This window comes from Microvirga thermotolerans (assembly GCF_009363855.1).
GTDB lineage: Bacteria > Pseudomonadota > Alphaproteobacteria > Rhizobiales > Beijerinckiaceae > Microvirga > Microvirga thermotolerans.
Genome location: NZ_CP045423.1, coordinates 3,437,200 through 3,460,040, shown reverse-complemented (window position 1 = coordinate 3,460,040; position 22,841 = coordinate 3,437,200). Strand labels below are relative to the sequence as shown.

Annotated in this window: 25 protein-coding genes; 17 read left to right on the top strand and 8 right to left on the bottom strand. The window is 57.6% G+C overall.

The window, feature by feature from the left end:
* Positions 1–52: 52 nt before the first annotated feature.
* On the bottom strand, positions 53–727 hold the full coding sequence (locus tag GDR74_RS16420; protein ID WP_152587275.1) for a response regulator transcription factor: 675 nt from the start codon (positions 725–727) through the stop codon (positions 53–55).
* Positions 728–1,345: 618 nt separating this feature from the next.
* On the opposite strand from GDR74_RS16420, the gene GDR74_RS16415 reads away from it, so the two are divergent.
* From GDR74_RS16415 to GDR74_RS16385, 7 genes are all read left to right on the top strand, one after another.
* The gene (locus tag GDR74_RS16415) at positions 1,346–3,040 is read left to right on the top strand and encodes a methyl-accepting chemotaxis protein (RefSeq protein WP_152587301.1); all 1,695 of its coding nucleotides are present in this window, start codon (positions 1,346–1,348) and stop codon (positions 3,038–3,040) included.
* A 78-nt stretch (positions 3,041–3,118) separates the two neighbouring features.
* The gene (locus GDR74_RS16410) at positions 3,119–5,767 is read left to right on the top strand and encodes a hybrid sensor histidine kinase/response regulator (RefSeq protein ID WP_152587300.1); all 2,649 of its coding nucleotides are present in this window, start codon (positions 3,119–3,121) and stop codon (positions 5,765–5,767) included.
* A gap of 2 nt (positions 5,768–5,769) precedes the next feature.
* Positions 5,770–6,249: a chemotaxis protein CheW gene (locus GDR74_RS16405; protein WP_152587826.1), complete on the top strand. Its 480-nt coding sequence runs from the start codon at positions 5,770–5,772 to the stop codon at positions 6,247–6,249.
* Positions 6,250–6,284: 35 nt separating this feature from the next.
* Positions 6,285–6,671 (top strand): response regulator, encoded by a 387-nt coding sequence (locus tag GDR74_RS16400; RefSeq protein WP_152587298.1) that lies wholly within the window; start codon positions 6,285–6,287, stop codon positions 6,669–6,671.
* 18 nt (positions 6,672–6,689) lie between these two features.
* Positions 6,690–7,385, top strand: coding sequence for a protein phosphatase CheZ (locus tag GDR74_RS16395; protein WP_152587299.1), 696 nt, complete (start codon positions 6,690–6,692; stop codon positions 7,383–7,385).
* A gap of 268 nt (positions 7,386–7,653) precedes the next feature.
* Complete coding sequence (locus GDR74_RS16390; protein ID WP_152587298.1) at positions 7,654–8,040, top strand: response regulator; 387 nt, start codon at positions 7,654–7,656, stop codon at positions 8,038–8,040.
* Positions 8,041–8,057: 17 nt separating this feature from the next.
* Positions 8,058–8,762, top strand: coding sequence for a protein phosphatase CheZ (locus tag GDR74_RS16385; RefSeq protein ID WP_152587297.1), 705 nt, complete (start codon positions 8,058–8,060; stop codon positions 8,760–8,762).
* A 135-nt stretch (positions 8,763–8,897) separates the two neighbouring features.
* Here the strand turns inward: GDR74_RS16385 and GDR74_RS16380 are convergent, their stop codons facing one another.
* The 7 genes from GDR74_RS16380 to motA all read right to left on the bottom strand — a co-directional run bounded on the left by GDR74_RS16380 (position 8,898) and on the right by motA (position 14,123).
* Positions 8,898–9,365: a hypothetical protein gene (locus GDR74_RS16380; RefSeq protein WP_246179686.1), complete on the bottom strand. Its 468-nt coding sequence runs from the start codon at positions 9,363–9,365 to the stop codon at positions 8,898–8,900.
* Positions 9,362–10,426: a flagellar biosynthesis protein FlhB gene (gene flhB, locus GDR74_RS16375; protein WP_152587296.1), complete on the bottom strand. Its 1,065-nt coding sequence runs from the start codon at positions 10,424–10,426 to the stop codon at positions 9,362–9,364. The genes GDR74_RS16380 and flhB overlap by 4 nt, the downstream gene beginning before the upstream one ends.
* A gap of 15 nt (positions 10,427–10,441) precedes the next feature.
* Positions 10,442–11,476 carry a flagellar motor switch protein FliG gene (locus GDR74_RS16370; protein WP_152587295.1) on the bottom strand — a complete coding sequence of 345 codons (1,035 nt, stop codon included), beginning with the start codon at positions 11,474–11,476 and terminating at the stop codon, positions 10,442–10,444.
* 15 nt (positions 11,477–11,491) lie between these two features.
* Positions 11,492–11,875 carry a flagellar motor switch protein FliN gene (fliN, locus tag GDR74_RS16365; protein ID WP_152587294.1) on the bottom strand — a complete coding sequence of 128 codons (384 nt, stop codon included), beginning with the start codon at positions 11,873–11,875 and terminating at the stop codon, positions 11,492–11,494.
* Positions 11,876–12,008: 133 nt separating this feature from the next.
* The gene (locus GDR74_RS16360; protein WP_152587293.1) at positions 12,009–12,323 is read right to left on the bottom strand and encodes a hypothetical protein; all 315 of its coding nucleotides are present in this window, start codon (positions 12,321–12,323) and stop codon (positions 12,009–12,011) included.
* On the bottom strand, positions 12,304–13,233 hold the full coding sequence (locus tag GDR74_RS16355; protein WP_152587824.1) for a flagellar motor switch protein FliM: 930 nt from the start codon (positions 13,231–13,233) through the stop codon (positions 12,304–12,306). The genes GDR74_RS16360 and GDR74_RS16355 overlap by 20 nt, the downstream gene beginning before the upstream one ends.
* 2 nt (positions 13,234–13,235) lie before the next feature.
* The gene (motA, locus tag GDR74_RS16350) at positions 13,236–14,123 is read right to left on the bottom strand and encodes a flagellar motor stator protein MotA (protein WP_152587292.1); all 888 of its coding nucleotides are present in this window, start codon (positions 14,121–14,123) and stop codon (positions 13,236–13,238) included.
* A gap of 126 nt (positions 14,124–14,249) precedes the next feature.
* On the opposite strand from motA, the gene GDR74_RS16345 reads away from it, so the two are divergent.
* The 10 genes from GDR74_RS16345 (at position 14,250) to fliQ (ending at position 22,735) form a co-directional block, all read left to right on the top strand.
* Positions 14,250–15,032, top strand: a complete 783-nt coding sequence (locus tag GDR74_RS16345; RefSeq protein ID WP_152587291.1) for a DUF1217 domain-containing protein — start codon at positions 14,250–14,252, stop codon at positions 15,030–15,032.
* Positions 15,033–15,034: 2 nt separating this feature from the next.
* Positions 15,035–15,760, top strand: coding sequence for a flagellar basal-body rod protein FlgF (flgF, locus tag GDR74_RS16340; RefSeq protein ID WP_152587290.1), 726 nt, complete (start codon positions 15,035–15,037; stop codon positions 15,758–15,760).
* Positions 15,761–15,874: 114 nt separating this feature from the next.
* Positions 15,875–17,197 (top strand): flagellar protein export ATPase FliI, encoded by a 1,323-nt coding sequence (gene fliI / locus GDR74_RS16335; protein WP_152587289.1) that lies wholly within the window; start codon positions 15,875–15,877, stop codon positions 17,195–17,197.
* Positions 17,198–17,309: 112 nt separating this feature from the next.
* Complete coding sequence (locus GDR74_RS16330; protein WP_152587288.1) at positions 17,310–18,581, top strand: flagellar hook protein FlgE; 1,272 nt, start codon at positions 17,310–17,312, stop codon at positions 18,579–18,581.
* Between the two features lie 41 nt (positions 18,582–18,622).
* Positions 18,623–20,104, top strand: coding sequence for a flagellar hook-associated protein FlgK (flgK, locus tag GDR74_RS16325; protein WP_152587287.1), 1,482 nt, complete (start codon positions 18,623–18,625; stop codon positions 20,102–20,104).
* Positions 20,091–21,155 (top strand): flagellar hook-associated family protein, encoded by a 1,065-nt coding sequence (locus tag GDR74_RS16320; protein WP_152587286.1) that lies wholly within the window; start codon positions 20,091–20,093, stop codon positions 21,153–21,155. Before flgK ends, GDR74_RS16320 begins: the two co-directional genes overlap by 14 nt.
* A gap of 14 nt (positions 21,156–21,169) precedes the next feature.
* A complete protein-coding gene (flaF, locus tag GDR74_RS16315; RefSeq protein WP_152587285.1) occupies positions 21,170–21,517 on the top strand; it encodes a flagellar biosynthesis regulator FlaF in 348 nt (115 codons plus the stop codon).
* Positions 21,514–21,936: a flagellar biosynthesis repressor FlbT gene (gene flbT / locus GDR74_RS16310; RefSeq protein WP_152587284.1), complete on the top strand. Its 423-nt coding sequence runs from the start codon at positions 21,514–21,516 to the stop codon at positions 21,934–21,936. Before flaF ends, flbT begins: the two co-directional genes overlap by 4 nt.
* Before the next feature lie 117 nt (positions 21,937–22,053).
* Positions 22,054–22,467 carry a flagellar hook assembly protein FlgD gene (gene flgD / locus GDR74_RS16305; RefSeq protein ID WP_152587283.1) on the top strand — a complete coding sequence of 138 codons (414 nt, stop codon included), beginning with the start codon at positions 22,054–22,056 and terminating at the stop codon, positions 22,465–22,467.
* A 1-nt stretch (position 22,468) separates the two neighbouring features.
* Positions 22,469–22,735 (top strand): flagellar biosynthesis protein FliQ, encoded by a 267-nt coding sequence (gene fliQ / locus GDR74_RS16300; RefSeq protein ID WP_152587282.1) that lies wholly within the window; start codon positions 22,469–22,471, stop codon positions 22,733–22,735.
* Positions 22,736–22,841: the final 106 nt, after the last annotated feature.

Below are 22,841 nucleotides of genomic sequence, written 5' to 3'. Positions count from 1 at the left end.
GCGCGGCTTATTTTTTTGAGCTGGTACTGGATGTTGTGGTGAGGGTATTGGTTCAGCCGACGAAGGTGTATCCGATGTAACGTTTGGCTTCGATGGGATCGTATCCGAGGCGGGCGCGCAGCTTCTTGCGCAGCTTGCTGACATGGCCCTCGATGACGCTCTCCTCGACGTCGTTGGAATAGATGCCGTAGATGGCGTTGAAGATCTGGGTCTTGGTCAGGCGGCGGCCGCGGTTGCGCACCAGGTACTCGAGAATGTGCCGCTCGCGGCGGGGCAGGGGCAGGCTGACGCCGTCGATCTCCGGGTCGCGCCCGTCGAAGTACACCTTCAGGCGCTCGGGCGCGGCCGGGGCGGTCTGGGCGGCGGCGTTGACGCGCCGCCAGATCGCCTCGGAGCGGGCGAGGATCTCGCGCACGTGGACGGGCTTGCGCACCACGTCGTCGAACTTGGCGGTGAAGAGCTCCAGGGTCTGCTCGAGGGAGCGGATCTCGCTCAGGGCGATGATGGGGGCGCGGGAGTGGCGGCGGATGGCTTCGGCGCAGGCGATGCGCTCCTGGAACTCGCCGAGCAGGAAGCCCTGGACGGCGTCGAGGTCGGCGCTGGAGGCGGCGTTGAGCCATTCCTTGAACTCGCCGGCGTAGAGCCCGAGCGAGGAGACGCCTTCCCGATGGAACCCGGCGACGTACGCAGCCGTCACCATCTGTCGTTCGTCGACGACGATGTACATGATGTAAGCCCCCCGGCCTATCAAGTTGTAGTCGAACGCAGGTACGCGCGATGAGGATCGCGAGTTGCTGGCGGTCAGCGCCTGGGCAACTACTTCTTAACTTATACTTTTTACTACGGATCGTGAGCGCGTGTGCTTTGTTGGTCCGCGTCGCCCCTCCGAATCAGTAGGATTATTGATAAATGCCGGTTGCCCGTCCTTGCGTCAACGGCAAAGGCGGCCCCCACCCCCATCCCTCGCCGCTTCCACCCAACTGTTGCTCCCAAACAATAGGGGTGTTGCTCGCCAGAGCCTTGAGCTGCGCAAATAAGCGGCTTCGCTGACAACGTCTGAAGACGGGCGGATTATTTGAAGGCCATGAGCAATCGGGTGCCGAAAATCCTCAACGCCCAACCGATTGACGTGCGATGATCGGCGACGGACGAAGTTTCAGATCTCTGCACGTGCATGACGTAAATGGCGGTTCATGGAAAAAGGCGCCATATCGATGAAATAATGTGTCTTTGTCTGCGTCTCAAGCTTATAAAGTCAAAGCTGCTTTGACCTTAACTATTTATAGAGATCGCGACCTTTATTTATTTGCCTTGAAATTGCCCATTTCGCCTTTCGGAGCCTGAGATGCGCCTTCTCAACAAGCTGAGGGTTATGACGAAGATCGCCCTGCCGGTCGCGATCTTCGTCGCTATCGCCATCGGTCTGATCGTTCTTGCAAAGACAGGTCTGGATCGTCTCGCCTCGGATACGCAACAGGTGGTCAATGTCGATGCCGCGCGGCTGCGAATGGTGCTGGCGCTCGACTCGAAGGTGAACCAGGCCACCATTGAGGAGAAGAGCATCCTTGGCGACAGAAACGTCGAAGGGCGTGGTGTCTACGGCAAGCGGTACGAAGAGACCAAGCAGGAAGCTTTAAACCAGCTTGCGGATCTGATGAAGTCCCTCGGACCCTCGGAAGACCGTCGAGCTTATGAGAGCGTCGCGAACGCAATTCAGGCGTATTTCGCGCTCGCCGACCAGAGCGTCGCTCACGGGCTGAAGGGCTACATGGACGACGCCGCCATGAAGATCTCGAACGGAGACGGACGCAATGCCCGGCTTAAGGTGATGGAGGAGCTTGCCGGGCTGGCCGATGCGAGCTCCAAGGGGCTCGACCGGTCGCGTGAAGAGGCCTCCGCTCTGGCAGACCGGACGTCTGCAATACTCGTAGTCTCAGCTGCCATTGGGATATCGCTTGCTCTCGCTATTCTCGGGGCCATCGTATTCTACGGAATTGTCCGGCCCCTCTCCCGCATGACGGGATCCATGTCGCGCCTTGCGGATGGCGACCTCACCGTTGTCGTCGACAGCACTGAGCGTGGAGACGAGATCGGCCAGCTGGCCCGCGCACTGCAGGTTTTCAAGGACAATGCCATAGAGGCGCGGCGTCTCGCGGCGCAGCAGGAAGCTGAGAATAACGCCAAGATGCGTCGTGCCCAGATCTTGGACCAGCTCACAAGGCAGTTCGATCAGAAAGTGTCTGCTCTCACGCAGAGCCTCGCCGCCGCTGCGACGCAGATGGAATCCACGGCGCAGTCGATGACCCACGTTGCAGACCGTACGACCGGTCAGTCGGTCACTGCCGCAAGCGCGGCTGAGCAGACCCTTTCCAACGTGCAGACTGTAGCAGCTGCCACCGAAGAACTTTCCATCTCAATTCGTGAGATCGCAAGCCAGGTTACCCAGTCGTCTCAGATCGCCGAAAAGGCCGTTCTTGACGCGCAGCGTACGAATGAAACCGTTCAGACTCTGGCAACCTCGGCCGAAAAGATTGGAAACGTCATTGCCCTGATCAATAACATTGCATCGCAGACGAACCTTCTTGCCCTCAATGCGACTATTGAGGCTGCCCGAGCAGGTGAGGCCGGCAAGGGTTTCGCTGTCGTGGCGAGTGAAGTCAAGGAGCTCGCAAACCAGACGTCCAAAGCGACTGACGAAATTTCTCACCAGATCAGCGCCGTGCAGCAGGCGACCGAGGAAGCTGTCATGGCAATCCAGCAGATTGCCCGGACCATTTCCGAGATGTCGCAGATCTCCATGTCCATCGCTGCGGCAATGGAAGAACAGGGTGCTGCGACACAGGAAATTTCGCGCAACGTGCAGGAGGCCGCGCGCGGGACAGAACTCGTGACGAGCAATATGGGAGAAGTGCGTCAGGGGGCCAGCGAGACAGGCATGGCTGCCTCGCAGGTCCTTGCGGCGGCTCAGGAGCTTGCCCGCCATTCCGAAGGTCTAGGCCGTGAGGTCGATCAGTTCCTCTCCGGTGTCCAGGCCGCCTGAGCGGGCCCATGGATGCGCAAAAAGGATCCGCGTCCGCCTGTCAACAAGTCTCGATGCATAAGAACGTGAGTAGCTCTGATGGACGACCTTCTGCGTGAGTTCCTGACCGAAACTGCGGAGCACCTCGATACAGTGGACGTAGAGTTGGTGCGCTTTGAGCAGGACCCCAACAACAAAGCCATTCTGAGCAACATCTTTCGACTCGTCCATACCATCAAGGGAACCTGCGGATTTCTCGGACTGCCGCGACTCGAGGCGCTGGCTCACGCCGCGGAAACCCTCATGGGAAAATTCCGTGACGGGATGCCGGTGACGACCCCCGCCGTTTCGCTCATTCTCTCGACGCTGGATCGGATCAAGGATATCCTGGCCGAGCTTGAGAGGCATGCCGCGGAACCGGAAGGTTCCGATGAAGATCTTATCGATGCGCTCGAGGCGATGGCTGCAGAGGAAGCGCCATCCGAAGCACCGGTGCGGGAGTCCACTGCCACAGTCGGGACATTGACCTATCAAGTCCTTGAGCGGGCTCTCCTGCCCGGGGAGGTTTCCCTCGACGAGCTGGAGAGGGCTTTCCGTGAGGCTCCTGGACCTGACGTCTCCAAGCCGCAGGCGGTCCCCGCGCGCGTGGATGAGACTGCAGCGTCAACCTCAACGACAGCACTGGAGGAGGGGAACGAACCGGCTGCGAGCAAGGTTCAGACAATCCGCGTAAACGTCGACACGCTCGAGCATCTCATGACCATGGTGTCTGAGCTCGTCCTGACACGGAACCAGCTCCTTGAGATCTCGCGCCGGGTAGACGACAGCAGCTACAAGGTTCCCCTGCAGCGCTTGTCTCACGTGACGGCTGAACTGCAGGAGGGAGTGATGCGCACGCGCATGCAGCCCATCGGCAATGCTTGGCAGAAGCTGCCGCGCGTGGTTCGCGATCTTTCAGCGGAACTCTCCAAGAAGATCGAGCTTGTCATGCAGGGAGCTGATACGGAGCTCGATCGGCAAGTCCTTGAGGTTATCAAGGACCCGCTCACCCACATGGTGAGGAACTCGGCAGACCACGGGATCGAGGCGCCTCTGGAGCGCAAAGCGGCCGGTAAGCCAGAGCGCGGGACGATCCGTCTCAATGCTTATCATGAAGGCGGGACAATCACGATCGAGATTGCCGACGACGGTCGTGGCCTGAACTTTTCCGCGATCCGAAGAAAGGCGGTCGAGCGAGGGATCGCCTCCGAAGCGGAAGTTGAGCGGATGAGCGATGCTCAGGTGGCAAAGTTCATCTTTCACCCAGGCTTTTCGACCGCTGCGGCCATTACGTCCGTGTCCGGACGCGGCGTCGGAATGGATGTTGTCAAGACAAACATCGAGTTGATCGGCGGTACTGTCGATATTCGCTCGGAGCCTGGGCGTGGAACGACCTTTACGATCAAGATCCCGCTTACGCTTGCCATCGTTGCGGCGCTGATCGTCTCATCCAAGGACCAACGTTATGCGATTCCTCAGGTTGCCGTCCTTGAGCTGGTACGAGTGACTCCCGGATCCGAGCACGCCATCGAGCGGATCAATGGAACGCCGGTTCTGCGACTCCGCGACCGCCTTCTGCCGATCGTACCGCTGTCGAAGGTCCTGAACACGAGCAGCGAAGAGGAGGTGAATGAAGGCTTCGTCGTGGTGACGCAAGTGGGACGCCAGAGGTTCGGGATACTGGTCGACGGCGTGTTCCACACCGAGGAAATTGTCGTCAAGCCTATGTCGTCCAAGCTGCGTCATATCCAGCTTTTCTCGGGCAACACTATTCTCGGCGACGGCGCAGTCGTTCTGATTATCGATCCGAACGGCCTGGCAAGGATGGTGGGTTCGGGAACGGAGGGTGGGCAATTCCAGGGCGACGCCGGTTTCGAGCAGTCGAACGTCCTGGACGAGGAAACGACGACGCTGCTCGTATTCCGCGGTGGCGGCGAAAGCCTGAAGGCCGTGCCATTGTCGCTTGTCACCCGCCTCGAAGAGATCGATGCTTCGACGATCGAATGGCTGGGAGGTCGTCCGCTTGTTCAGTATCGCGGCCGCCTAATGCCTCTTGTGCCTTCGGATGGCGATCTGACGATAAAGCGAGAGGGTATGCAGGCTCTTGTCGTCTTTTCGGACGAGGATTTCGCCATGGGCCTTGCCGTCGACGAGATCGTCGACATTGTCGAGGACAAGCTCGACATCGAGCTCGTAGCCGATCGCTCCGACCTGGTGGGGTCTGCCGTGATCCGGGGGCGGGCGACGGAGGTCGTCAATATCGCGCATTACCTGCCGTTGGTTGCAGAAGCCTGGATGCGCTCGTCTCATCCGGGAAGTAACAGTGCGGCCAAGTCCATTCTCCTTGTGGATGGATCCGCATTCTTCCGCGATATGTTGACCCCGGTATTAAAGGCCTCGGGTTACAAGGTTCAGGCAGCGGCAACAGCCTCCGAGGCTCTGCAGATCCTGACCTCAGGAAATGCAACCGACATTCTTGTAACGGAACTGGACCTGCCGGATCGCTCGGGCTTTGATCTGATCGCAACCTTGCGGTCCTCGTCACGCTATGCACAGCTTCCGGTCATCGGTCTCACAGTGAAGCACGATCCTCGACAAATCGCGCAAGCTCACAAGCTTCAGGTAACGGAACTCGTCGCCAAGTTCGACCGGCGGGGTCTGATCGCGGCTCTGTCTGAACTCCACGGTTCTCTTGAAGAGGCAGCATGAACATGACCGCAGCCAATAACAATCCCGCTGGAAAATCCTTCTCCGGGCAAGTCGACTACGTGACCGTCACGGTTGCGGGACAACTTCTTGGGCTGGCCATCGATCGGGTTCACGATGTCTTCGTTGCAAGCGAAATGACGTCGGTGCCCCTTGCTTCTCCCGAGATTGCGGGTCTTCTCAACCTTCGTGGTCGCGTAGTGACGGCAATATCATTACGCAAACGCTTGCGATTGGCAGAACAGGAACTGAAGGACCGTCGCATGGCTGTCGGCCTCGAGCACAATGGCGAGGCTTACGGGCTACTCGTGGACGAAGTCGGAGAGGTTCTGAAGCTCAATCCTGAGGACCTTCAACCGAATCCCGTCCACATGGATCCGCGCTGGGCAAGCCTTTCCGAAGGCGTTTACCAGCTTCAGGACAGGTTGCTGATTATTCTGAACGTGGAGTCCGTCCTTCAGTTCGAGACCCAGCTTGCAGCATAGGATTTGCCAAGTCAGAAAAGTAAAAGGCTCGTATTATGAGTATTGACTATTCCATTCCGGTTCTGGTGGTTGACGATTACCAGACGATGGTCCGCATTCTGCGCAACCTCCTCAAGCAGGTCGGCTTCAAGGACATCGACGACGCCTCGGACGGGACGGCGGCGCTTGCGAAGCTTCGGGAGCGCAAGTACGGCCTTGTGATCTCGGACTGGAACATGGAGCCGATGACAGGCTACGAACTGCTGCAGCACGTGCGTGCGGACGAGCAGTTGCGCGACCTTCCGTTCATCATGGTGACGGCCGAGGCGAAGACGGAGAACGTGGTGGCGGCGAAGAAAGCCGGCGTGAACAACTACATCGTCAAGCCGTTCAACGCACAGACCCTCCAGTCCAAGATCGCTGCCGTCCTCGGCGCACAGTAAATCACCAGGGCGCTGGCCATGAGAAAGCCCAAGGTCCGCAGCAACGAGAAAGCAAGCTCCATCCCGCCCTTCGACATGAATGAGGTTCAACGGCACGCTGAAATCATGGAAGCCATTGCCTCATTGAGAAGGCATGTGCAACCGGCGCAGTCGGCTGAGGACATGAGTGAAGAGCGGCGCCACGACCTTCTTGAGGTACAGCGTCTGAAAGCGGAGCTGCACGCCATTTCGGATGCCATTCAGCGCACGAAGCAGGAAATTGCAACGCTTCATTACACAGGCGCCCAAGGACGAGAAATCGCCAGAGTTACCGACGAACTCGGCGCCGTAGTCCTGGGGACAGAGTCGGCAACTCATTCGATTCTGACTGCCACCGAGGCGATCGACGAAATTTCGGGAGAATTGGCCTCCCGTCTTTCGGGAAAAGACCGTGAAATGGCGCTCCAGATTGGAGAGAAGATCGTCGGCATATTCGAGGCCTGCAATTTTCAGGACATCACGGGCCAGCGGATCGGCAAGGTCGTGGGTGCCATGCGCTTCGTCGAAGAGCGCGTTGAGCGCATGATAGAGATCTGGGGAGGACTCGAGAGTTTCAAGGATGTCCCGAAGCTTCAGAGAGCGGACAGAGAAGGGGACAAGGCTCTGTTGAACGGCCCTGCACTGGAAACGGAGAAAAGCACGTCACAGGCAGACATCGATGCTTTCTTCAAGTAGCCTGTGGTGAGTTTCCTTGCGCAGCGGCGACCTCGTTCGGCAACATGCGGGTGTCTCGATGCGCAGGACGCAATATGTCTCCGGCCATCTGTCAGTGGCGATTACGGGAGGTCGGCGACCACTTGAGGCATGGCAAGGACTTTCATTGGAGGATGTCTCTTGCTAGACCAATCAAACAGGGTCTGGCAGGAACTACGCAAGTAAGGCTGCAGCGAGTGCTCGCGCCGACGCCCTAAAATCCATTCGCCCAGTATTGAAGGCTCGTATTATGAGTATTGACTATTCCATTCCGGTTCTGGTGGTTGACGATTACCAGACGATGGTCCGCATTCTGCGCAACCTCCTCAAGCAGGTCGGCTTCAAGGACATCGACGACGCCTCGGACGGGACGGCGGCGCTTGCGAAGCTTCGGGAGCGCAAGTACGGCCTTGTGATCTCGGACTGGAACATGGAGCCGATGACAGGCTACGAACTGCTGCAGCACGTGCGTGCGGACGAGCAGTTGCGCGACCTTCCGTTCATCATGGTGACGGCCGAGGCGAAGACGGAGAACGTGGTGGCGGCGAAGAAAGCCGGCGTGAACAACTACATCGTCAAGCCGTTCAACGCACAGACCCTCCAGTCCAAGATCGCTGCCGTCCTCGGCGCACAGTAACCTCCTGAGGGGCCAGTATGACACCGCGTAAAAGCTTTCGGATAGAGGCCCATCGTTCTCCCGACGCCATGGGAGATGCAACCGACGCACGGCGTCATGCTGAGATTATGGAGGCGATTGCCTCGCTTAGAGAGCTGTTGGAGCCCGCACACAAGGTGTCCCATTCACTTCTTGAGGAACATCGCAGGGACATGCAGGAGGCACTGCGCCTCAAGGTGGAACTGGACGCAATATCCGACGCCATTCAGCGTACGAAGCAAGAGATCGCCACATTGCATTATGCTGGCGTCAGAGGCCGTGAAATGGCCAGAGCGACAGACGAGCTCGGAGCGATCGTCATGGGAACGGAGGCTGCGACGAACACCATTCTCGCGGCCTCGGAAAGGATCGACGAACTTGCCGGGAATCTCGCAGCCCGTGTTTCAGGAGACGACAGGGAGATTGCCCGTGAGATTTGCGACCAGGTCATCAGCATATTCGAGGCCTGCAATTTTCAGGACATTACGGGCCAGCGGATCGGCAAGGTCGTGGGCGCCATGCGCTTCGTGGATGAGCGTGTCAGACAGATGATCGAGATCTGGGGCGGTCTGGAAAGTTTCAAGGAGATTGCGACTCTGGATCTGCCGGAGCAGTCCGGCGACAGGGCGCTGCTGAACGGGCCTGCGCTTGAGAACGAGAGCGGATGCACGTCGCAAAGCGAGATTGATGCTCTATTTGGTTGAGTCGACCGCCTCTCCCGATAATGCCTGAAACATCGCCATAGGCAATCGGTCGTTAGGGAACGTCCGGTCCGGTTCTGGACAGGCAGATGCCGGCCATGGCTTATAGATGTACCTGAAGAGGCGTACGCGTACTTATCAAAGAATGGACGTGACCGGCTTGATCCGTGCATTGGCCAATGCTTCTTCGAAGCATTTGAGATCCTGCTCGGAGTCTCCGGTCTTTGTGCTGAGGAGGATCCGCTGAATCTGCACGCCGACGTAGTAGCCGTGTAATACCAGCTTGAAAAAAACCGTCGCTGCCGAATGGATGAACTCCATATCCAGGATTACGGCAGGAGCCTTGCCCCATTCGAAATTCACCTCGGCTCCGTGGCCATACGTCAAGGTTCCTTCCTTGAAAAAAAGTTCAGCCGAAGATTCAATAATATCATGAATGTTAGCGTGCTTATTATCTATGATATATGATATCAATATGCTGGCATCGACCAGACAAATTTCTCCGACGACATCCTTGATATTATAAGCGAGGAGCTTTTCGTAAGGCAGAAGTTCGGCCTCTGACGCCGCTCGGCTCGTATCAAATTCTTTCTCTTTCGGACTCACTTCGATCTCGTAAAGATATAGAACAGAATCTGGGCAACGGCCCGGTAGAAATCGGGCGGAATCATGCGATCCACTTCGACATGATCATACATGGACCTTGCAAGAGCCTTATCTTCCACGACAGGTACTCCATGCTTTTCCGCCGTCTCACGGATCTTCAGAGCAATGAGATCGGTTCCCTTGGCAAGGACGACAGGAGCGCTGGTCTCCTGCCTATCGTAACGCAGGGCGATAGCATAATGTGTTGGATTGGCGATCACAACGGTTGCTCGCGGCACGGCCGCAAGCATTCGCCGCCGAGCGCGGTCCTGGGCAAGCGAGCGCAGTCTCGATTTGATCAGAGGATCTCCCTCCATCTGCTTGAATTCGTCTTTGATCTCCTGGCGGGACATGCGCAGGTCGCGGTGCCAGCGGAACCGCGCCCAGATCAAGTCGCCGGCGACGAGAACGATGGTCGCGATGCTGACCGCCGAGACCAGTCGGATAGCCATCGTCAGGATCATTTCCGGGACGAGACTCGGATCACTGAACATGGCGTTCACGACCTTGTATTGCTCTGATTTCAGAAGAAGAAGACAAACAATGGCAATCGTGAAGAATTTAAAAACAGCCTTGAGAAATTCGACGAAGCCGGATTTCCCGAAGATTCGGCTCCAGCCAGCCATGGGCGATATGCGCGACCATTGAGGACGAATCCTTTCGTAGACAACCTGCGGCAGGTTCTGGAGGATCGAGGACGTAAGACCCGTCAAGGTCAGAACGACGATGATCGGGGTGAGGAAGCGGCCGACCTCCAGTGCGAGCGACTGGATCAGCAGCGTTGCATCGCCTCCGGTGACGAGAGAGAATTTTCGGGGGTCGTCCAGGAAAATTGAAAGTTTGCCGATCAGATTTGCCGCATTCTGTTTTGTGATGAAGACAAGAATGATGAGCAATGCGACGATTGAGGAGAAAACAGGCAGTTCCTTCGAGACTGGAATGTTGCCTTTCTCTATGGCATCGCGAATTTTCTTGTCGGTTGCTGGTTCTGTTTTGCTTTCTTTGTCTTCCGCGTCGGCCATGGGAGTCTTCTCGGCCTAGCGGAAATAGGTATCGCCGTCATTGTCGGGATTGAGTTCGATTTCGCCACGCCCTGCCATTTCAAGGGCAAGGTCCGTAATGGCGCGTCGGGCTTCGAGGACGTCCCGCTGCGATGCTGGTTCCTTGTTGTTCAACTCGTGCTCGACGATGCGCCGAACGCGAGAAGCAAGAGAACTCAGAATAACATTGCGGAACGATTCCTCCGTCCCTTTGAGGGCCAGCACGACGCGGTCGTTGGGGATCTGGTCGAAGAGGGCCGTTCTGGCTCTCGGCGTGAGGCCGACGATGTCGTCGAACGTGAACAGCAGGCCTTTGAGGATCTCTGCCGACTTCGGGCGCACTTCGCTGAGGCTCTGGAGCACGTCTTCCATGTGGTCGCGCTCCATCTTGTTGATGATGTCCGCCATCTTGGCGTGCGTGTCTGCGCCCATATTGCGCGAGAAGTTGATCATGAAGTCTTCATGAATCGTTTTCTCGATGTGCCGCATCGTTTCGTCGACGATCGGCTTGAACGTCAGCATCCGCCGCATGAGACTGTTGCGCAGCGGCGTCGGCAAATGTCCCATGACCTTCGCCGCACAGGCAGGCTTTACCTTCGATAGGATCAGGGCTGCCGTTTGTGGATGCTCCTTCATCAGATAGGTTGCAAGAACGGTCTCGGATACATTGGAAATCCGATCCCAGATCGACCGGTTCGAGTTCCCGAGAACATCCGTCATCAACTCGGCGATCTGCTCAGGGGGGAGCACCCCGCTCAGCAGCTTCTCCACCTCGCTCGCGGTCCCGAAGAGGCTTGAGCCGTTGGAGAACTGGGTGGCAAATTCCTCGACCAGCGTTTCGAGCTGCGCAGGCGAAATCGGTCCCAGTTCGGCGGCCGAGCGCGTGATCAGCTTGATCTCCTCGGCACTGAAATGCTTCAGAAGCCGCCCGGCTGCAGGCTTCCCCATCGCGAGGAGAAGCGTGGCCACACGATCTACGCCCTGGAGGGGTCTCGCGCCAGAACTGGACTTGACCGGCGAACGCGCCACCATTTCGGAGGATCCGGATTAGTTGCTGAATTCAGAGCTTGACGGACCGACAATTTCAGTCAGCGAAACACCGAAGCGGGAGTTGTCGTCTTCAACGACGACGACCTCGCCTCGTGCGATGACGCGTCCGTTTACGACCACATCGACGGGCTCGCCAACCCTATGATCAAGAGGGATGATCGCGCCCCGACCTAGCTTCATGAGGTTAGCGACAGGCATTGTCGCCGATCCCAAAACAACCTGGATTAGGACCTGGATGCGAAGGATCGACTCGAGATTCTTGGTGCTCCCGATTCTTTCCTCCCGAGAGTCGAAGTCCGCCGCTGTCGAACCCGATTTGGCAAAAAGGGCTTCATCATGCCAGGTGCCCTCATCCTGGGGGGTCTTTATCTTCTCCGACATGGGTGTGCTCCTAGTATTCAATGGTGAACTTCATGTTCGAAACATGCTTCGGGCTCTCAGGAACCAGAAGCCCATTCGCCGGGTTGAGGGGCGCGTCAGTCCCGAGTCCCTGCATTGAGAGAACGAGAATCCTTCATGGATTCCTTCGCGTGGCCGATTGCGAGCCGGCCTCTTTATCTTCCGAGCCTGTCTGCTTCAGCGCCGAGATCGCCGTCCTGGCCTCGGCGATGCGCTGCTCAAGCCTCTGGAGGACATCCTTTCCGTCCTCGTTCAGCATCCGGATCGCCTCGCCTGCAGACGTAAGAGCCTCGGCCGTCTGGTCGAAGACGCGCTTGTACTCAACCTGATAAGAGTCGAGGCGCTTGAGCTTGAGGTACATGGTGACGACGCAGATGCTCGTGATTACCAGTGCCAGAAAAAGAGCGGAATTAACGAGTAAGGACGTCATCCATGAACTCCTGCTCCTGATCGATAAAGTCGTCGACGCGTAGCACATATGAGCCATCTGCCTTGCCGACATGACACCAGAAGAGTGGCTGGTCGTTCCCTTCGAGCTTCACCCTGCTCCTGGGCGTTGCCTGGAGCTCCAGGACCTGCCCGACCTTCAGATCTGCGATCTCGCCAAGGGTCAAGTAGCGTTCTTCCAAGACGGCCTTGAGCGTAACCTCTGTGCGTTTGACCTCGCTCGCAATCTGTTTCGTCCAACGTGGATCGCGCGCTGACGAGTCGCCGGAGAGGACGCGAGCCAGGGATTGCCGCATCGGATTCAGCACGGATTGCGGGATGATGACGAACATCTCGCCGCCACGGTTGAGCGCCTGAAGAAGGAACTTGGCGACGACCGACTGGTTGTTGCGACGACCGATGACCGCAAAGTCCATACGCGTCTCGAGGCGTTCGAACTTGAACGGCGTATCGGCCACAAGGGCAAAGGAGGCCTGCAGGGCCTTGCCAACCTGCTCGAAGATGGCCTGTGCGATACGCAGCTCAATATTAGAAAAGCCGCGCTCCTCGTCCACCGGCGGCTCGGAGCCGTCCGAGCCAAGCAGGACCTCCACCATCGTGAAGACGAAGTCCCGATCGAAACCGACAAGGACATGGCTGTCCCACTCGGGAGCATGAAAGACGCCTGCAATGGCATTGGCTTCGTACATTTCCAGTACGTCTCCAATGCGTCCGCTTTCGATGCTGCTGAGGGAATAATACATCGGAGAAGCTGCGAGATGGCGCAGGTGATCCGCGCAATGCGTCGCCATGCGATCGAAGATCACATGGAGCATCGGCAAGCGATCAAGCGAGAGGCCAGCCGCGTCCAGGAGTCGGTCGCGGATATCGTTCACGTTATGAGAGGCATTCATGGTCAAGCGGCCTCCTTCTGCTCAACCTCGGCTTTCGAGCCGCCGGAGATCGTTGCTGCCTCGACTTCATCGATCGTAGGGCGATCCGCGGCCGAGATCGCCTTCCGGCCGTGTTCGACGGCAATCTGAGGAAGGGCTCCATTCAACGAGGCGAGAAGGGTCTGTTTCACGATGACATAGACCCGGCACTGCTTCTCGCGGGTCGATTTGATTTTCTGTGCGAGGGGCGAGAGGATGGCATAGGACAGAAAAATGCCCGCAAAAGTGCCTACGAGAGCTGCACCGATCAGGCCCCCCAGAAGCTGAGGCGACTGATCCAGTGCGCCCATCGCCTTGACGATGCCAAGGACGGCAGCAACGATTCCAAGGGCCGGCAAGGCCTCGGCAACCGTCGTAATCGTCATATAAGGCTTGAGCTTGTCGCGCCTCAGCGTCGCGATTTCCTCGTCCATCAAGGCCTCGATTTCGTGAGGCCTGGCATTCCCGATGATGATGAGGCGAACATAGTCGCAGATGAAGAGTGTCAGCTCAGGGTCTTTCTGGATCTCGGGAAAGTTCTCGAAGATACTCGAGTTCTGCGGGTCGTCGATATGGCTTTCGACCTCGTTGCGAGGTTTCGACCGGAGCTCCCGCATGAGGGCATATAGCAATCCGAGAAGTGCGAGGTATTTCGGTCTCTTGGGAACCGTGCCGAGAATCGCCTCCACCGAGGCTCGTCCTGTATCGGCCACAACCGACATCGGGTTGGCTACAATATAGGTGCCGACGGCGATGCCGCCGATGATCACGAATTCCCATGGCTGCCAGATGACGGCCAAATGCCCTCCCATCGCGGCGAAACCGCCAAACAGGGACCCGATGGCAATTAACAATCCGATAGCGACGCCCAATGATCCAGCCTCAAATAGGACTATGACAAGACGGATTTAGAAGGAGAGGCTTGCGCGAAGCTGGAAAGGGGAAGGAAAGGTTCGGGCAAGCTAGCAGCTCTAGCGTTCCAGTTAGAGGGATCTGCCATGATGACGACATTCACGAACTATCAGCTGATCTCCAGAGACATCCAGAAGTCTCTGGCGCGTGTCGCTGCAGAGCCCGTTACCGCCCGTGAGGTCAAATACTACCTCGAAAATATCGAGAAGGTTAAGTCTATCGACGACTTTCTGGGCAATCACCGCCTCTATGCATTTGCGATGAAGGCCTATGGCCTCGAAGACATGACCTATGCCAAGGCTTTCATGCGGAAGGTACTGACAGAAGGCGTGTCGGACAAAAGCAGCTTCGCCAATAGACTGGCGGACGAGCGCTACAAGGAATTTGCAAAAGTCTTCGACTTCAAGACCTATGGCGAGACGACAACCACCTTCGAGCGGGCGCGCCAGGGAACGGTCGACAATTACATTCGACAATCCCTCGAGATTTCGGCCGGGCAGGAGGATGCGGGTGTGCGACTGGCCCTCTATTTCGAACGCAAGGCACCTGGCATCAACAGCCCCTATGACATTCTGGCCGATCCTGCGCTGCTGCAAGTCGTTCAGACGGCGTTGAACATCCCAGAGACGGCATCAGGGGGCGGAATCGATGCTCAAGCCGCCATGATCGAGCACAAGCTCGACATCGACAGTCTCAGCGACCCTGAAAAGGTGAAGCGCTTTCTACAACGCTTCACGACCATGTGGGATGCCAAGAACAATGCTGCATCGTCACCGGTTCTAACCCTTTTCACAGGTTCATCCGCATCGGCTGGGATGAATGTCGAGATGCTAATGAGCCTTCAGCGTGTCAAATATAGCGATACCTAAAGATGCAGTCATCCCTCTATGTGGCGCTGTCTGCGCAAGTCGCCCTTGAGAAGCGGCTCAATACGGTCGCAAACAACATCGCTAACATAAACACCGGAGGATACAGGGCAGAGGAGGTCAAGTTCGAGACCGTTCTATCCCAGGCCGGGCTCGGAGGTGTTGCCTTTGCGTCGTCAGGAGAGACCTATACGTCTCGCCGTCCAGGGGCAGTCACCAGGACGGACAATCCGCTGGACGTTGCTATACAGGGCGACGCCTGGCTCTCGGTCAGCACGCCGTCCGGGATTGTCTACACCCGAGATGGACGAATGAAGATGAGCGAGACTGGCGAGCTGCAAACCATGGACGGCTATGCAGTTCTCGATCCGGGTGGAGCGCCGATTCTTCTCAATCCCCAGGATGGCGAGCCCACCATCGGTCGCGATGGCATGATCCACCAGCGGAATAACCAGATCGGCGCTCTCGGCCTCTTTAAGCTGGACAGCAGAAGCCAACTTACGCGCTATGGAAGCTCGGGCGTGAAATCCAGCTTGCCTGCGACTGTCGTTCAGGACTTTACGGCCGTCAGCGTCCAACGGGGATATGCCGAGGGATCGAATGTTAATCCGGTCATGGAGCTGACAAAGCTAATCATGATTTCAAGAACCTTCGACAATGCCGCCGCAGCCGTTTCGGAAACCGAGTCGTCGCTGATGAGTGCTATCCGGACGCTTGGTCCCGGTACTTAAAGACATCGCAGGCTCGAACCTGAAGAGTTGCCATGTCTCGGCGCCTGCGCGTCACGTGCGAGACACGTGGCGCGGCCGGATCTAATGGACAGCTCAAGTCGGAGGCAAAGCGGGATGGAGAGACTCGACCGTCTGGAGAAAGTGATCTTTGACGGCTTGCGAACGCTGCCGAAGGTTGTCGTTGGAGGGTTGGTCCGCGAGGTAACGCCGAGCTTTTACCGTGTCGCCGGCATTTCTTCCTTTGTCAAACTTGGCGATCGTATCGGTCTTGAATGCGATGAAGGCGTACGGATTGGCGAGGTCGTCCGGGTCGACGATGCAGGCATTACGGTGAAACCATTCGACGGACGTATCGACGCCACCGTTGGAACCTACGCATATCGCCTGGGAGATGCGGGCTTGTGCCCACACTCCAGTTGGAAGGGACGGGTGATCAATGCGCTTGGAGAGCCGATCGATGCCCTCGGGCCGCTTGTGCCTGGCGAGCGTGCAATGCCCCTGGATAATGAGCCGCCTGCGGCAATGACACGGTCACGGGTCGACAGGCCCTTGAGGACCGGCGTGCGTGCCATCGATCTCTTTACGCCAATCTGTGCCGGGCAAAGGATCGGCATTTTTGCAGGATCGGGCGTTGGAAAGTCGACCCTTTTGTCGATGCTTGCCCGGTGTACCGGCTTTGACACCGTGGTAATAGCACTTGTCGGCGAGCGAGGGCGGGAGGTCCGTGAGTTCTTGGAGGGGCCGATCCTGGCGAACCGCCATCGGTCGATTACTGTCGTTGCAACAGGTGATGAGAGTCCGATGATGCGGCGCCAGGCGCCGAAAACTGCCTTGAGCATTGCGGAGTACTTCCGAGATTTGGGCGAGTCCGTTCTTCTCATTGTCGATTCTGTCACTCGCTTTGCCCACGCCGCACGCGACGTCGCGCTTGCAGCCGGCGAGCCGGCGGTGGCGCGCGGATACCCGCCAAGTGTATTCAGCGATCTGCCGCGCCTCCTGGAGCGGGCTGGCCCTGGAGTCGAAGGAAAGGGGGCCATCTCCGGAATCTTCTCCGTCCTCGTGGATGGCGACGATCACAACGATCCGGTCGCGGACAGCATCCGCGGCACTCTCGACGGCCATATCGTTCTCGACCGTGCCATTGCCGATCAAGGCCGGTATCCGGCCATTAACGTGCTGGGCTCCATCTCCCGCCTATCCGACCATGTATGGACTTCCGAGCAGAAAGAGCTCGTCCGCAGACTGAAAATGCTGATTGCCCGTTTCGAGGACACGCGGGATTTGCGGCTGATGGGCGGCTATCAGCCGGGAACGGATTCCGAACTCGACCAAGCGGTCGCAATGGTGCCGAAGATCTACGATGCGCTGCGTCAGGATCCTTCGATGCCTTCAAGCAGCGACGCTTTCATGGAGCTCGCCCAGTTCTTGCGTCAGTAAGGCGTCCCTCGTCGCAGTCGGAGAATATTTGCCTCCGTTCTCCGCAAAGCCAGCCTCACACAAGCCATTGGCCCTTTACTGAAGCTGCTACCCTTATCTGTTGGAGCCTAGCATGAGTCTCTATGGTGTTCTCCGTACTGGCGTCTCTGGAATGAATGCCCAATCGAACAAGCTTGGGACAGTGGCGGAGAATATTCAGAACGCGAGCACGTCGGGCTACAAGCGCGCTTCGACAGAGTTCTCTTCGCTGATCCTCTCGTCAGGCAACGGTGCCTACAACTCAGGTGCCGTGACGACCACGGTGCGCTACTCGATCGCGGACCAAGGTCCGATCTCCTACACGACATCCGGAAGCGACTTGGCAATTTCCGGCAGCGGTTTCTTCGTCGTCTCCGATGGAGCCGGGACTCCCTACCTGACGCGGGCTGGCAACTTCGTCGTCGATGGCCCCAGCGGGAATCTCTACAATGCTGCGGGCTTCAAGCTCATGGGCTACAAGCTAGGCAACGGCGATCCGGCCGTCGCACTCAACAGTCTGGATGGGCTGGAGCCAGTGAACATTTCCTCCATGGCGATGCAGGCGCGTCCCTCCAGCGAAGGAACGTTCACCGGCAATCTGCCGTACGACGCGACAGTCGTTCCTGCCGCCGATCGGCCTGGCACGGCGACGGGTACGACATACACCAAGAAGTCGTCTCTCGTGACATACGACAATGTCGGCAACAAGGTGAAGCTCGATATCTACATGACCAAGGTGGCGGATGCGGATCCGCTTGCCGTCCCGCCAACGAGTGGTCAATGGGAGATCGCCGTATTCGATTCCGCTGCGACGCCGACGCTACCCGGAACGCCGATTCCCGGAGGAACGGCGACGCTGACATTCGACGCTATGGGCCAGTTGACAGGAACGAGTTCGCTGACTTTCGACATTCCAAACGGCAAGACAGGTTTCGTTCTTGACCTCAAAGGCATGACCCAGCTCGCCGGCACGTACGACGTTAAAGGAACAGCGGACGGCAATGCGCCGACGGCCGTCAAGGGAGCGGAGTTCGGGCCTGACGGAACGGTCTTTGCCGTTTACGAAGATGGTACTCGCATTGCCGCCTATAAAATTCCCCTGGCGGATGTCCCGAGCCCTGACAACCTCACCCCGCGCGCAGGGAACGTATATGAAGCCAGCATCGATTCTGGAGGAATCCAGGTTGGGTTCGCCGGGCAGGGCGGGCGAGGGACGATTTCGGTCGGTGCGCTCGAGCAGTCCAACGTCGACATTGGAACCGAACTGACGGCCATGATCGAAGCTCAAACCGGTTATACGGCAAATTCCAAAGTCTTCCAGACAGGATCCGAGCTTCTCGATGTCCTTATGAACCTGAAGCGCTGACAATGGCGTCTAGGGCATCGTTCGATTAAGGAGTTCGGCAAATGGGTCTGTCGCTGGCGCTCAACACGGCGCGCTCATCAATTCTGGCATCGTCATCCCAGATGGCCGTCGTTTCGAGGAACACGGCGGGGGCTTCCGATCCGACATATTCGCGAAAAATTGCGACGCTTGTCACGGGCGGTGGGGCGGCGCGCGTCGTCGTCAAGCGAGCTGCCGACACGGCCTTATTCTACAAGATGCTGGATACAACGTCGGACACCGCGAAGCAGCAGGCCGTCTTGAGCGGAATCAACAAACTCAAGGAAACGGTTGGAGATGCCAGTCTCAACCAGTCTTCGGCTGGTCGCATCGGCGCTCTCAACGCGGCACTGGAACTCTATGCGAAGAAGCCGGATGACCCTATTCTCGCGCAGGCCGTTGTCACCAGAGCCAGTGAGCTCGTCACGACGCTCAACAGCGCTACGGCAACAATTCAGAAGACTCGTCAGGAGGCCGATGCCGGTATTGCAGAGTCCGTCTCGCGCGTGAATGGTCTCCTGGCACAATTCAAGACGGTCAACGATGCGATTGTCAAAGGAACGGCCTCAGGTGCTGATGTAAGCGACGAACTCGATACGCGCGACCATATCTTGGCTCAGCTTTCCGAGGAGATGGGGATCAGCGCCGTCACCCGGGAGAACAACGATATGGCGATCTATACCGACAGCGGAGTGCCGCTGTTCGAGAAGATCCCGAGAAGGGTGGAGTTTTCGCCGACTAACACCTACAATGCAAGCACCGTCGGGTCACAGGTCGTCATCGACGGCGTTCCGGTAACCGGGCCCGGTCCGATGCCCCTCAATTCGGGACGTCTCGTCGGACTGATCCAGACGCGCGATCGGGATGCGGTCATCTACCAGAAACAGCTCGACGAAGTGGCCGAGGCTCTGATCGCAGCCTTCTCCGAGCAAAGCAAAGTTGACCCAACACTGTTCAAGGCGGGCCTCTTCGCCCAGTCGGGAACATCCGACATGCCGCTCGGGTGGGATGTCCCTGCAAGTCAGGCTGTCTCTGGACTCGCAGGTATCATCACGGTCAACCCTGCTATCGATCCCTCCAAAGGCGGCACGCTCGACCTTCTGCGTGACGGCGGGGCGAATGGTCCGGATTTCATCGAGAATCCGGGAGTTCCCACCGGCTCCAATGCCGGATTCGCTGACCGCTTGTACAAGCTTGGAGAGAATCTGAACGCTGACAGGTCTTTCAACCCGGCGCTCGGGATCGGAGATATGGCAAGCGTGGCGAACTTTGCAGTTTCCTCGGCAGGATGGCTTGAAGGCAATCGCAAAACCGCATCGACCAATGTCGACTACCAGATGACACTTTTGAGCCATGCATCTGAAGCCCTCTCCAACGCGACCGGTGTGAATATGGACGACGAGACGGCGTTGATGCTGCAACTCGAGAAATCATACTCGGCATCTGCCAAACTCATTTCGGTCGTTGACGAGATGCTGCAAACCCTCCTCAATGCAGTGCGTTAAGGCTATGAAAACGGCATTTATCTCAACCGCTAGCCTTTGGAATTCACCTCGAAGCGCCTTGACCCGCATGCAGGCGGATCTCGCGAAAGCCAACAAGGAGATCGCGACAGGGCGGTTTGCCGATGTCGGGCTCGAACTTGGGTACCGGACAGGACAGGGGATCTCTCTCCGGCAGGAACGAGCGGAACTCGATGCGGTGATCGATGGCAACGGGACCGTATCCCTTCGCCTGAACGTGACGAAGACTGCTCTCAACAACATTCGGAGCGCGGCCGAAACCTATCTGAACTCACTCCTGTCGCTCCCGCCGCTCGAACGTGGGGCAGAAACTGTCAGAGACAGTGCCGCTCTCAATCTCAAGGCATTGACCGCGGAGCTCAACAAGTCCAGCGGCGGCCAGTATCTGTTTGCAGGAACCAACACGCAGCAGAAGCCGGTCAGCGACTATGTTTCAGGTTCTCCGGCGAAGGCGGCTGTCGACGGAGCTTTTCTTTCCGCTTTCGGCGTTACGCAGAGCGATCCGGCCGTCTTTGCTATTTCGGCCAGCGACATGAAGGCGTTCCTGGAAAGTCCGGCATTCAACGATTTGTTCGACGGTCCGGGCTGGAGCGACTGGTCCAGTGCAGCGGATCGCAATATTGAGAGCAAGATCTCGACAACGGAGACAATCGAGACCTCGACGAATGCCAACGAGGAGGCGATGCGCAAGCTCGCCAAGGCCTACACCATTGCATCCGATCTAGGTATCGCCGCAATGCGGACGGAGACCCAGCAGGTCATCGTGGACAAGGTCATGAAGATCCTTGGTGAGGCAACGAACGACCTCGTGAAGATCCAGGCCAGGCTCGGAGACGCCGAGACGAAGGTCAAGAATGCCAATGATCGCATGGATCTTCAGCGAAAGATCATCGACCAGCATATCGGGCAGTTGGAGGAGGTCGATCCGGCGGAGGCCAAAACCCGAGTCGACGCTCTGACGACCCAAATCCAGATGTCCTATTCACTCACGGCCCAGTTGCGGCAGTTGAGCCTCCTCAGTTATCTCCGATAGCAGCAAGGTGTACGATGTATCGTTTTTCATATGCCGAGATTCTCGAAGATGCCTCCGATGGCTGCCGGGAGAGGGAGAGAATGGCGTTCGACCATGCCATCGATCTCCTGAAGACTGCGAATAGGACGGATGCATCCGCGAACGAGCGCTCTGAAGCGGTGACATTCGTGCAGCGACTGTGGACTGTTCTGATTGAGGATCTCATGAGTCCTGAAAACGGGCTGCCGGAGGCGCTCAGGGCACAACTCGTCTCCATCGGGCTATGGATCATGAAAGAGGCCGATCTCGTTCGTCAGGGAGAGTCAAGGAACTTCAATGCCCTGATCGAAATCAACACCATGATCCGCGACGGTCTCAAATGAGCAGATCCATGCACCTGTCCCTGAGAGCCGGCGAGCGAATCTTCATCAACGGTGCAGTCCTGCGCGTCGACCGCAAGGTCTCCATCGAGCTTCTGAACGATGCTACCTTCCTCTTGGAGAACCATGTTCTCCAGGTCGACGACGCAACGACGCCTCTGCGGCAGCTCTACTTTGTCGTGCAGGCAATCCTCATCGACCCGAGCAGCGCAGACAAAGCCCTTGCCGTCTTCAGGGATCTGTTTACCGCAACCTTGGAGTCATTCACGAATCCTGAAATCACGCAGGGGCTGAAGAGCGTCGCGGAGATGGTGGACGCAGGGCGCCCATTCGATGCTCTTAAGATCATCAGAGGGCTTTACCCGGTGGAAAGCGCCGTTCTGTCCGCAAGCGTCTCATCTCCACCTCCGCGGGCTGCTTAGAGCATTTTCAGGAGAAGTGGGAACCGGTTCTCTGTCCGAAAATGCGGCAAACCAAGAGCTTCTGAGCGGAGTGCGATTCCATCGAAGCGCAATCCGCTCTAGTCGAGGAGAAAAGAGATGGACGTCAACAGCATCATGATGGCCAATGCGACCAATACCAGCCGGAAATCCGCTGGCCAGAGCACGAACGCGTCCGCCGCGAGTGTAAATTACAACACATTCCTGAAGCTCCTCCTCGAGCAGATGCGGAACCAGGATCCGACGGCTCCGATGAAGTCGACAGATTACATGGCCCAGCTCGCAACGTTTTCGCAGGTGGAGCAGACCATGATCGGCAACAACAAGCTCGATGCCCTGCTCTCCTCATCCACTCTCTCGCAGGCGGACAGTGTCATCGGCCGGACCGTAACTTCAGCTGACGGTTCGATATCCGGCGAAGTTGAATCCGTACGCATCACCAATGAAGGGGCCGTCGCCAAGCTCGTCAATGGAAAGGAACTCCTTGTCGGCCCTGGTATCGTGATCAGCTGACATGAACGAAGTCGACGCACTGGAACTCGTCCGCTCCGCGATCTGGACCATCATCATCGGTGCAGGGCCGGCCGTAGCCGCAGCTATGGCGGTGGGCATCATCATCGCTCTTGTACAGGCGCTCACTCAGATTCAGGAGGTCACGCTCACGTTCATACCGAAGATCATTGCCATCCTGCTGGTGACTCTTCTAACGGGATCCTTCATCGGATCCCAGATCTTTGCCTTTACCGAACAGGTCTACGCTCGGATCGAAACGGGATTCTGACGGCATTCTTCCTGTTGGAAGCGATCCCAGCTCACCTATATTTTCTTGGGAAGAGAGCCCCGCGCAAGCTTCCTGGCCGAGTCCTACCGGTGAGAGACCAAGGTGG

Coding starts and splice junctions, on each gene's coding strand:
- GDR74_RS16420 (WP_152587275.1), bottom strand. CDS start 727: ATGTACATCGTCGTCGACGAACGACAGATGGTGACGGCTGCGTACGTC.
- GDR74_RS16415 (WP_152587301.1), top strand. CDS start 1,346: ATGCGCCTTCTCAACAAGCTGAGGGTTATGACGAAGATCGCCCTGCCG.
- GDR74_RS16410 (WP_152587300.1), top strand. CDS start 3,119: ATGGACGACCTTCTGCGTGAGTTCCTGACCGAAACTGCGGAGCACCTC.
- GDR74_RS16405 (WP_152587826.1), top strand. CDS start 5,770: ATGACCGCAGCCAATAACAATCCCGCTGGAAAATCCTTCTCCGGGCAA.
- GDR74_RS16400 (WP_152587298.1), top strand. CDS start 6,285: ATGAGTATTGACTATTCCATTCCGGTTCTGGTGGTTGACGATTACCAG.
- GDR74_RS16395 (WP_152587299.1), top strand. CDS start 6,690: ATGAGAAAGCCCAAGGTCCGCAGCAACGAGAAAGCAAGCTCCATCCCG.
- GDR74_RS16390 (WP_152587298.1), top strand. CDS start 7,654: ATGAGTATTGACTATTCCATTCCGGTTCTGGTGGTTGACGATTACCAG.
- GDR74_RS16385 (WP_152587297.1), top strand. CDS start 8,058: ATGACACCGCGTAAAAGCTTTCGGATAGAGGCCCATCGTTCTCCCGAC.
- flhB (WP_152587296.1), bottom strand. CDS start 10,426: ATGGCCGACGCGGAAGACAAAGAAAGCAAAACAGAACCAGCAACCGAC.
- GDR74_RS16370 (WP_152587295.1), bottom strand. CDS start 11,476: ATGGTGGCGCGTTCGCCGGTCAAGTCCAGTTCTGGCGCGAGACCCCTC.
- fliN (WP_152587294.1), bottom strand. CDS start 11,875: ATGTCGGAGAAGATAAAGACCCCCCAGGATGAGGGCACCTGGCATGAT.
- GDR74_RS16360 (WP_152587293.1), bottom strand. CDS start 12,323: ATGACGTCCTTACTCGTTAATTCCGCTCTTTTTCTGGCACTGGTAATC.
- GDR74_RS16355 (WP_152587824.1), bottom strand. CDS start 13,233: ATGAATGCCTCTCATAACGTGAACGATATCCGCGACCGACTCCTGGAC.
- GDR74_RS16345 (WP_152587291.1), top strand. CDS start 14,250: ATGATGACGACATTCACGAACTATCAGCTGATCTCCAGAGACATCCAG.
- flgF (WP_152587290.1), top strand. CDS start 15,035: ATGCAGTCATCCCTCTATGTGGCGCTGTCTGCGCAAGTCGCCCTTGAG.
- fliI (WP_152587289.1), top strand. CDS start 15,875: ATGGAGAGACTCGACCGTCTGGAGAAAGTGATCTTTGACGGCTTGCGA.
- GDR74_RS16330 (WP_152587288.1), top strand. CDS start 17,310: ATGAGTCTCTATGGTGTTCTCCGTACTGGCGTCTCTGGAATGAATGCC.
- flgK (WP_152587287.1), top strand. CDS start 18,623: ATGGGTCTGTCGCTGGCGCTCAACACGGCGCGCTCATCAATTCTGGCA.
- GDR74_RS16320 (WP_152587286.1), top strand. CDS start 20,091: ATGCAGTGCGTTAAGGCTATGAAAACGGCATTTATCTCAACCGCTAGC.
- flaF (WP_152587285.1), top strand. CDS start 21,170: ATGTATCGTTTTTCATATGCCGAGATTCTCGAAGATGCCTCCGATGGC.
- flbT (WP_152587284.1), top strand. CDS start 21,514: ATGAGCAGATCCATGCACCTGTCCCTGAGAGCCGGCGAGCGAATCTTC.
- flgD (WP_152587283.1), top strand. CDS start 22,054: ATGGACGTCAACAGCATCATGATGGCCAATGCGACCAATACCAGCCGG.
- fliQ (WP_152587282.1), top strand. CDS start 22,469: ATGAACGAAGTCGACGCACTGGAACTCGTCCGCTCCGCGATCTGGACC.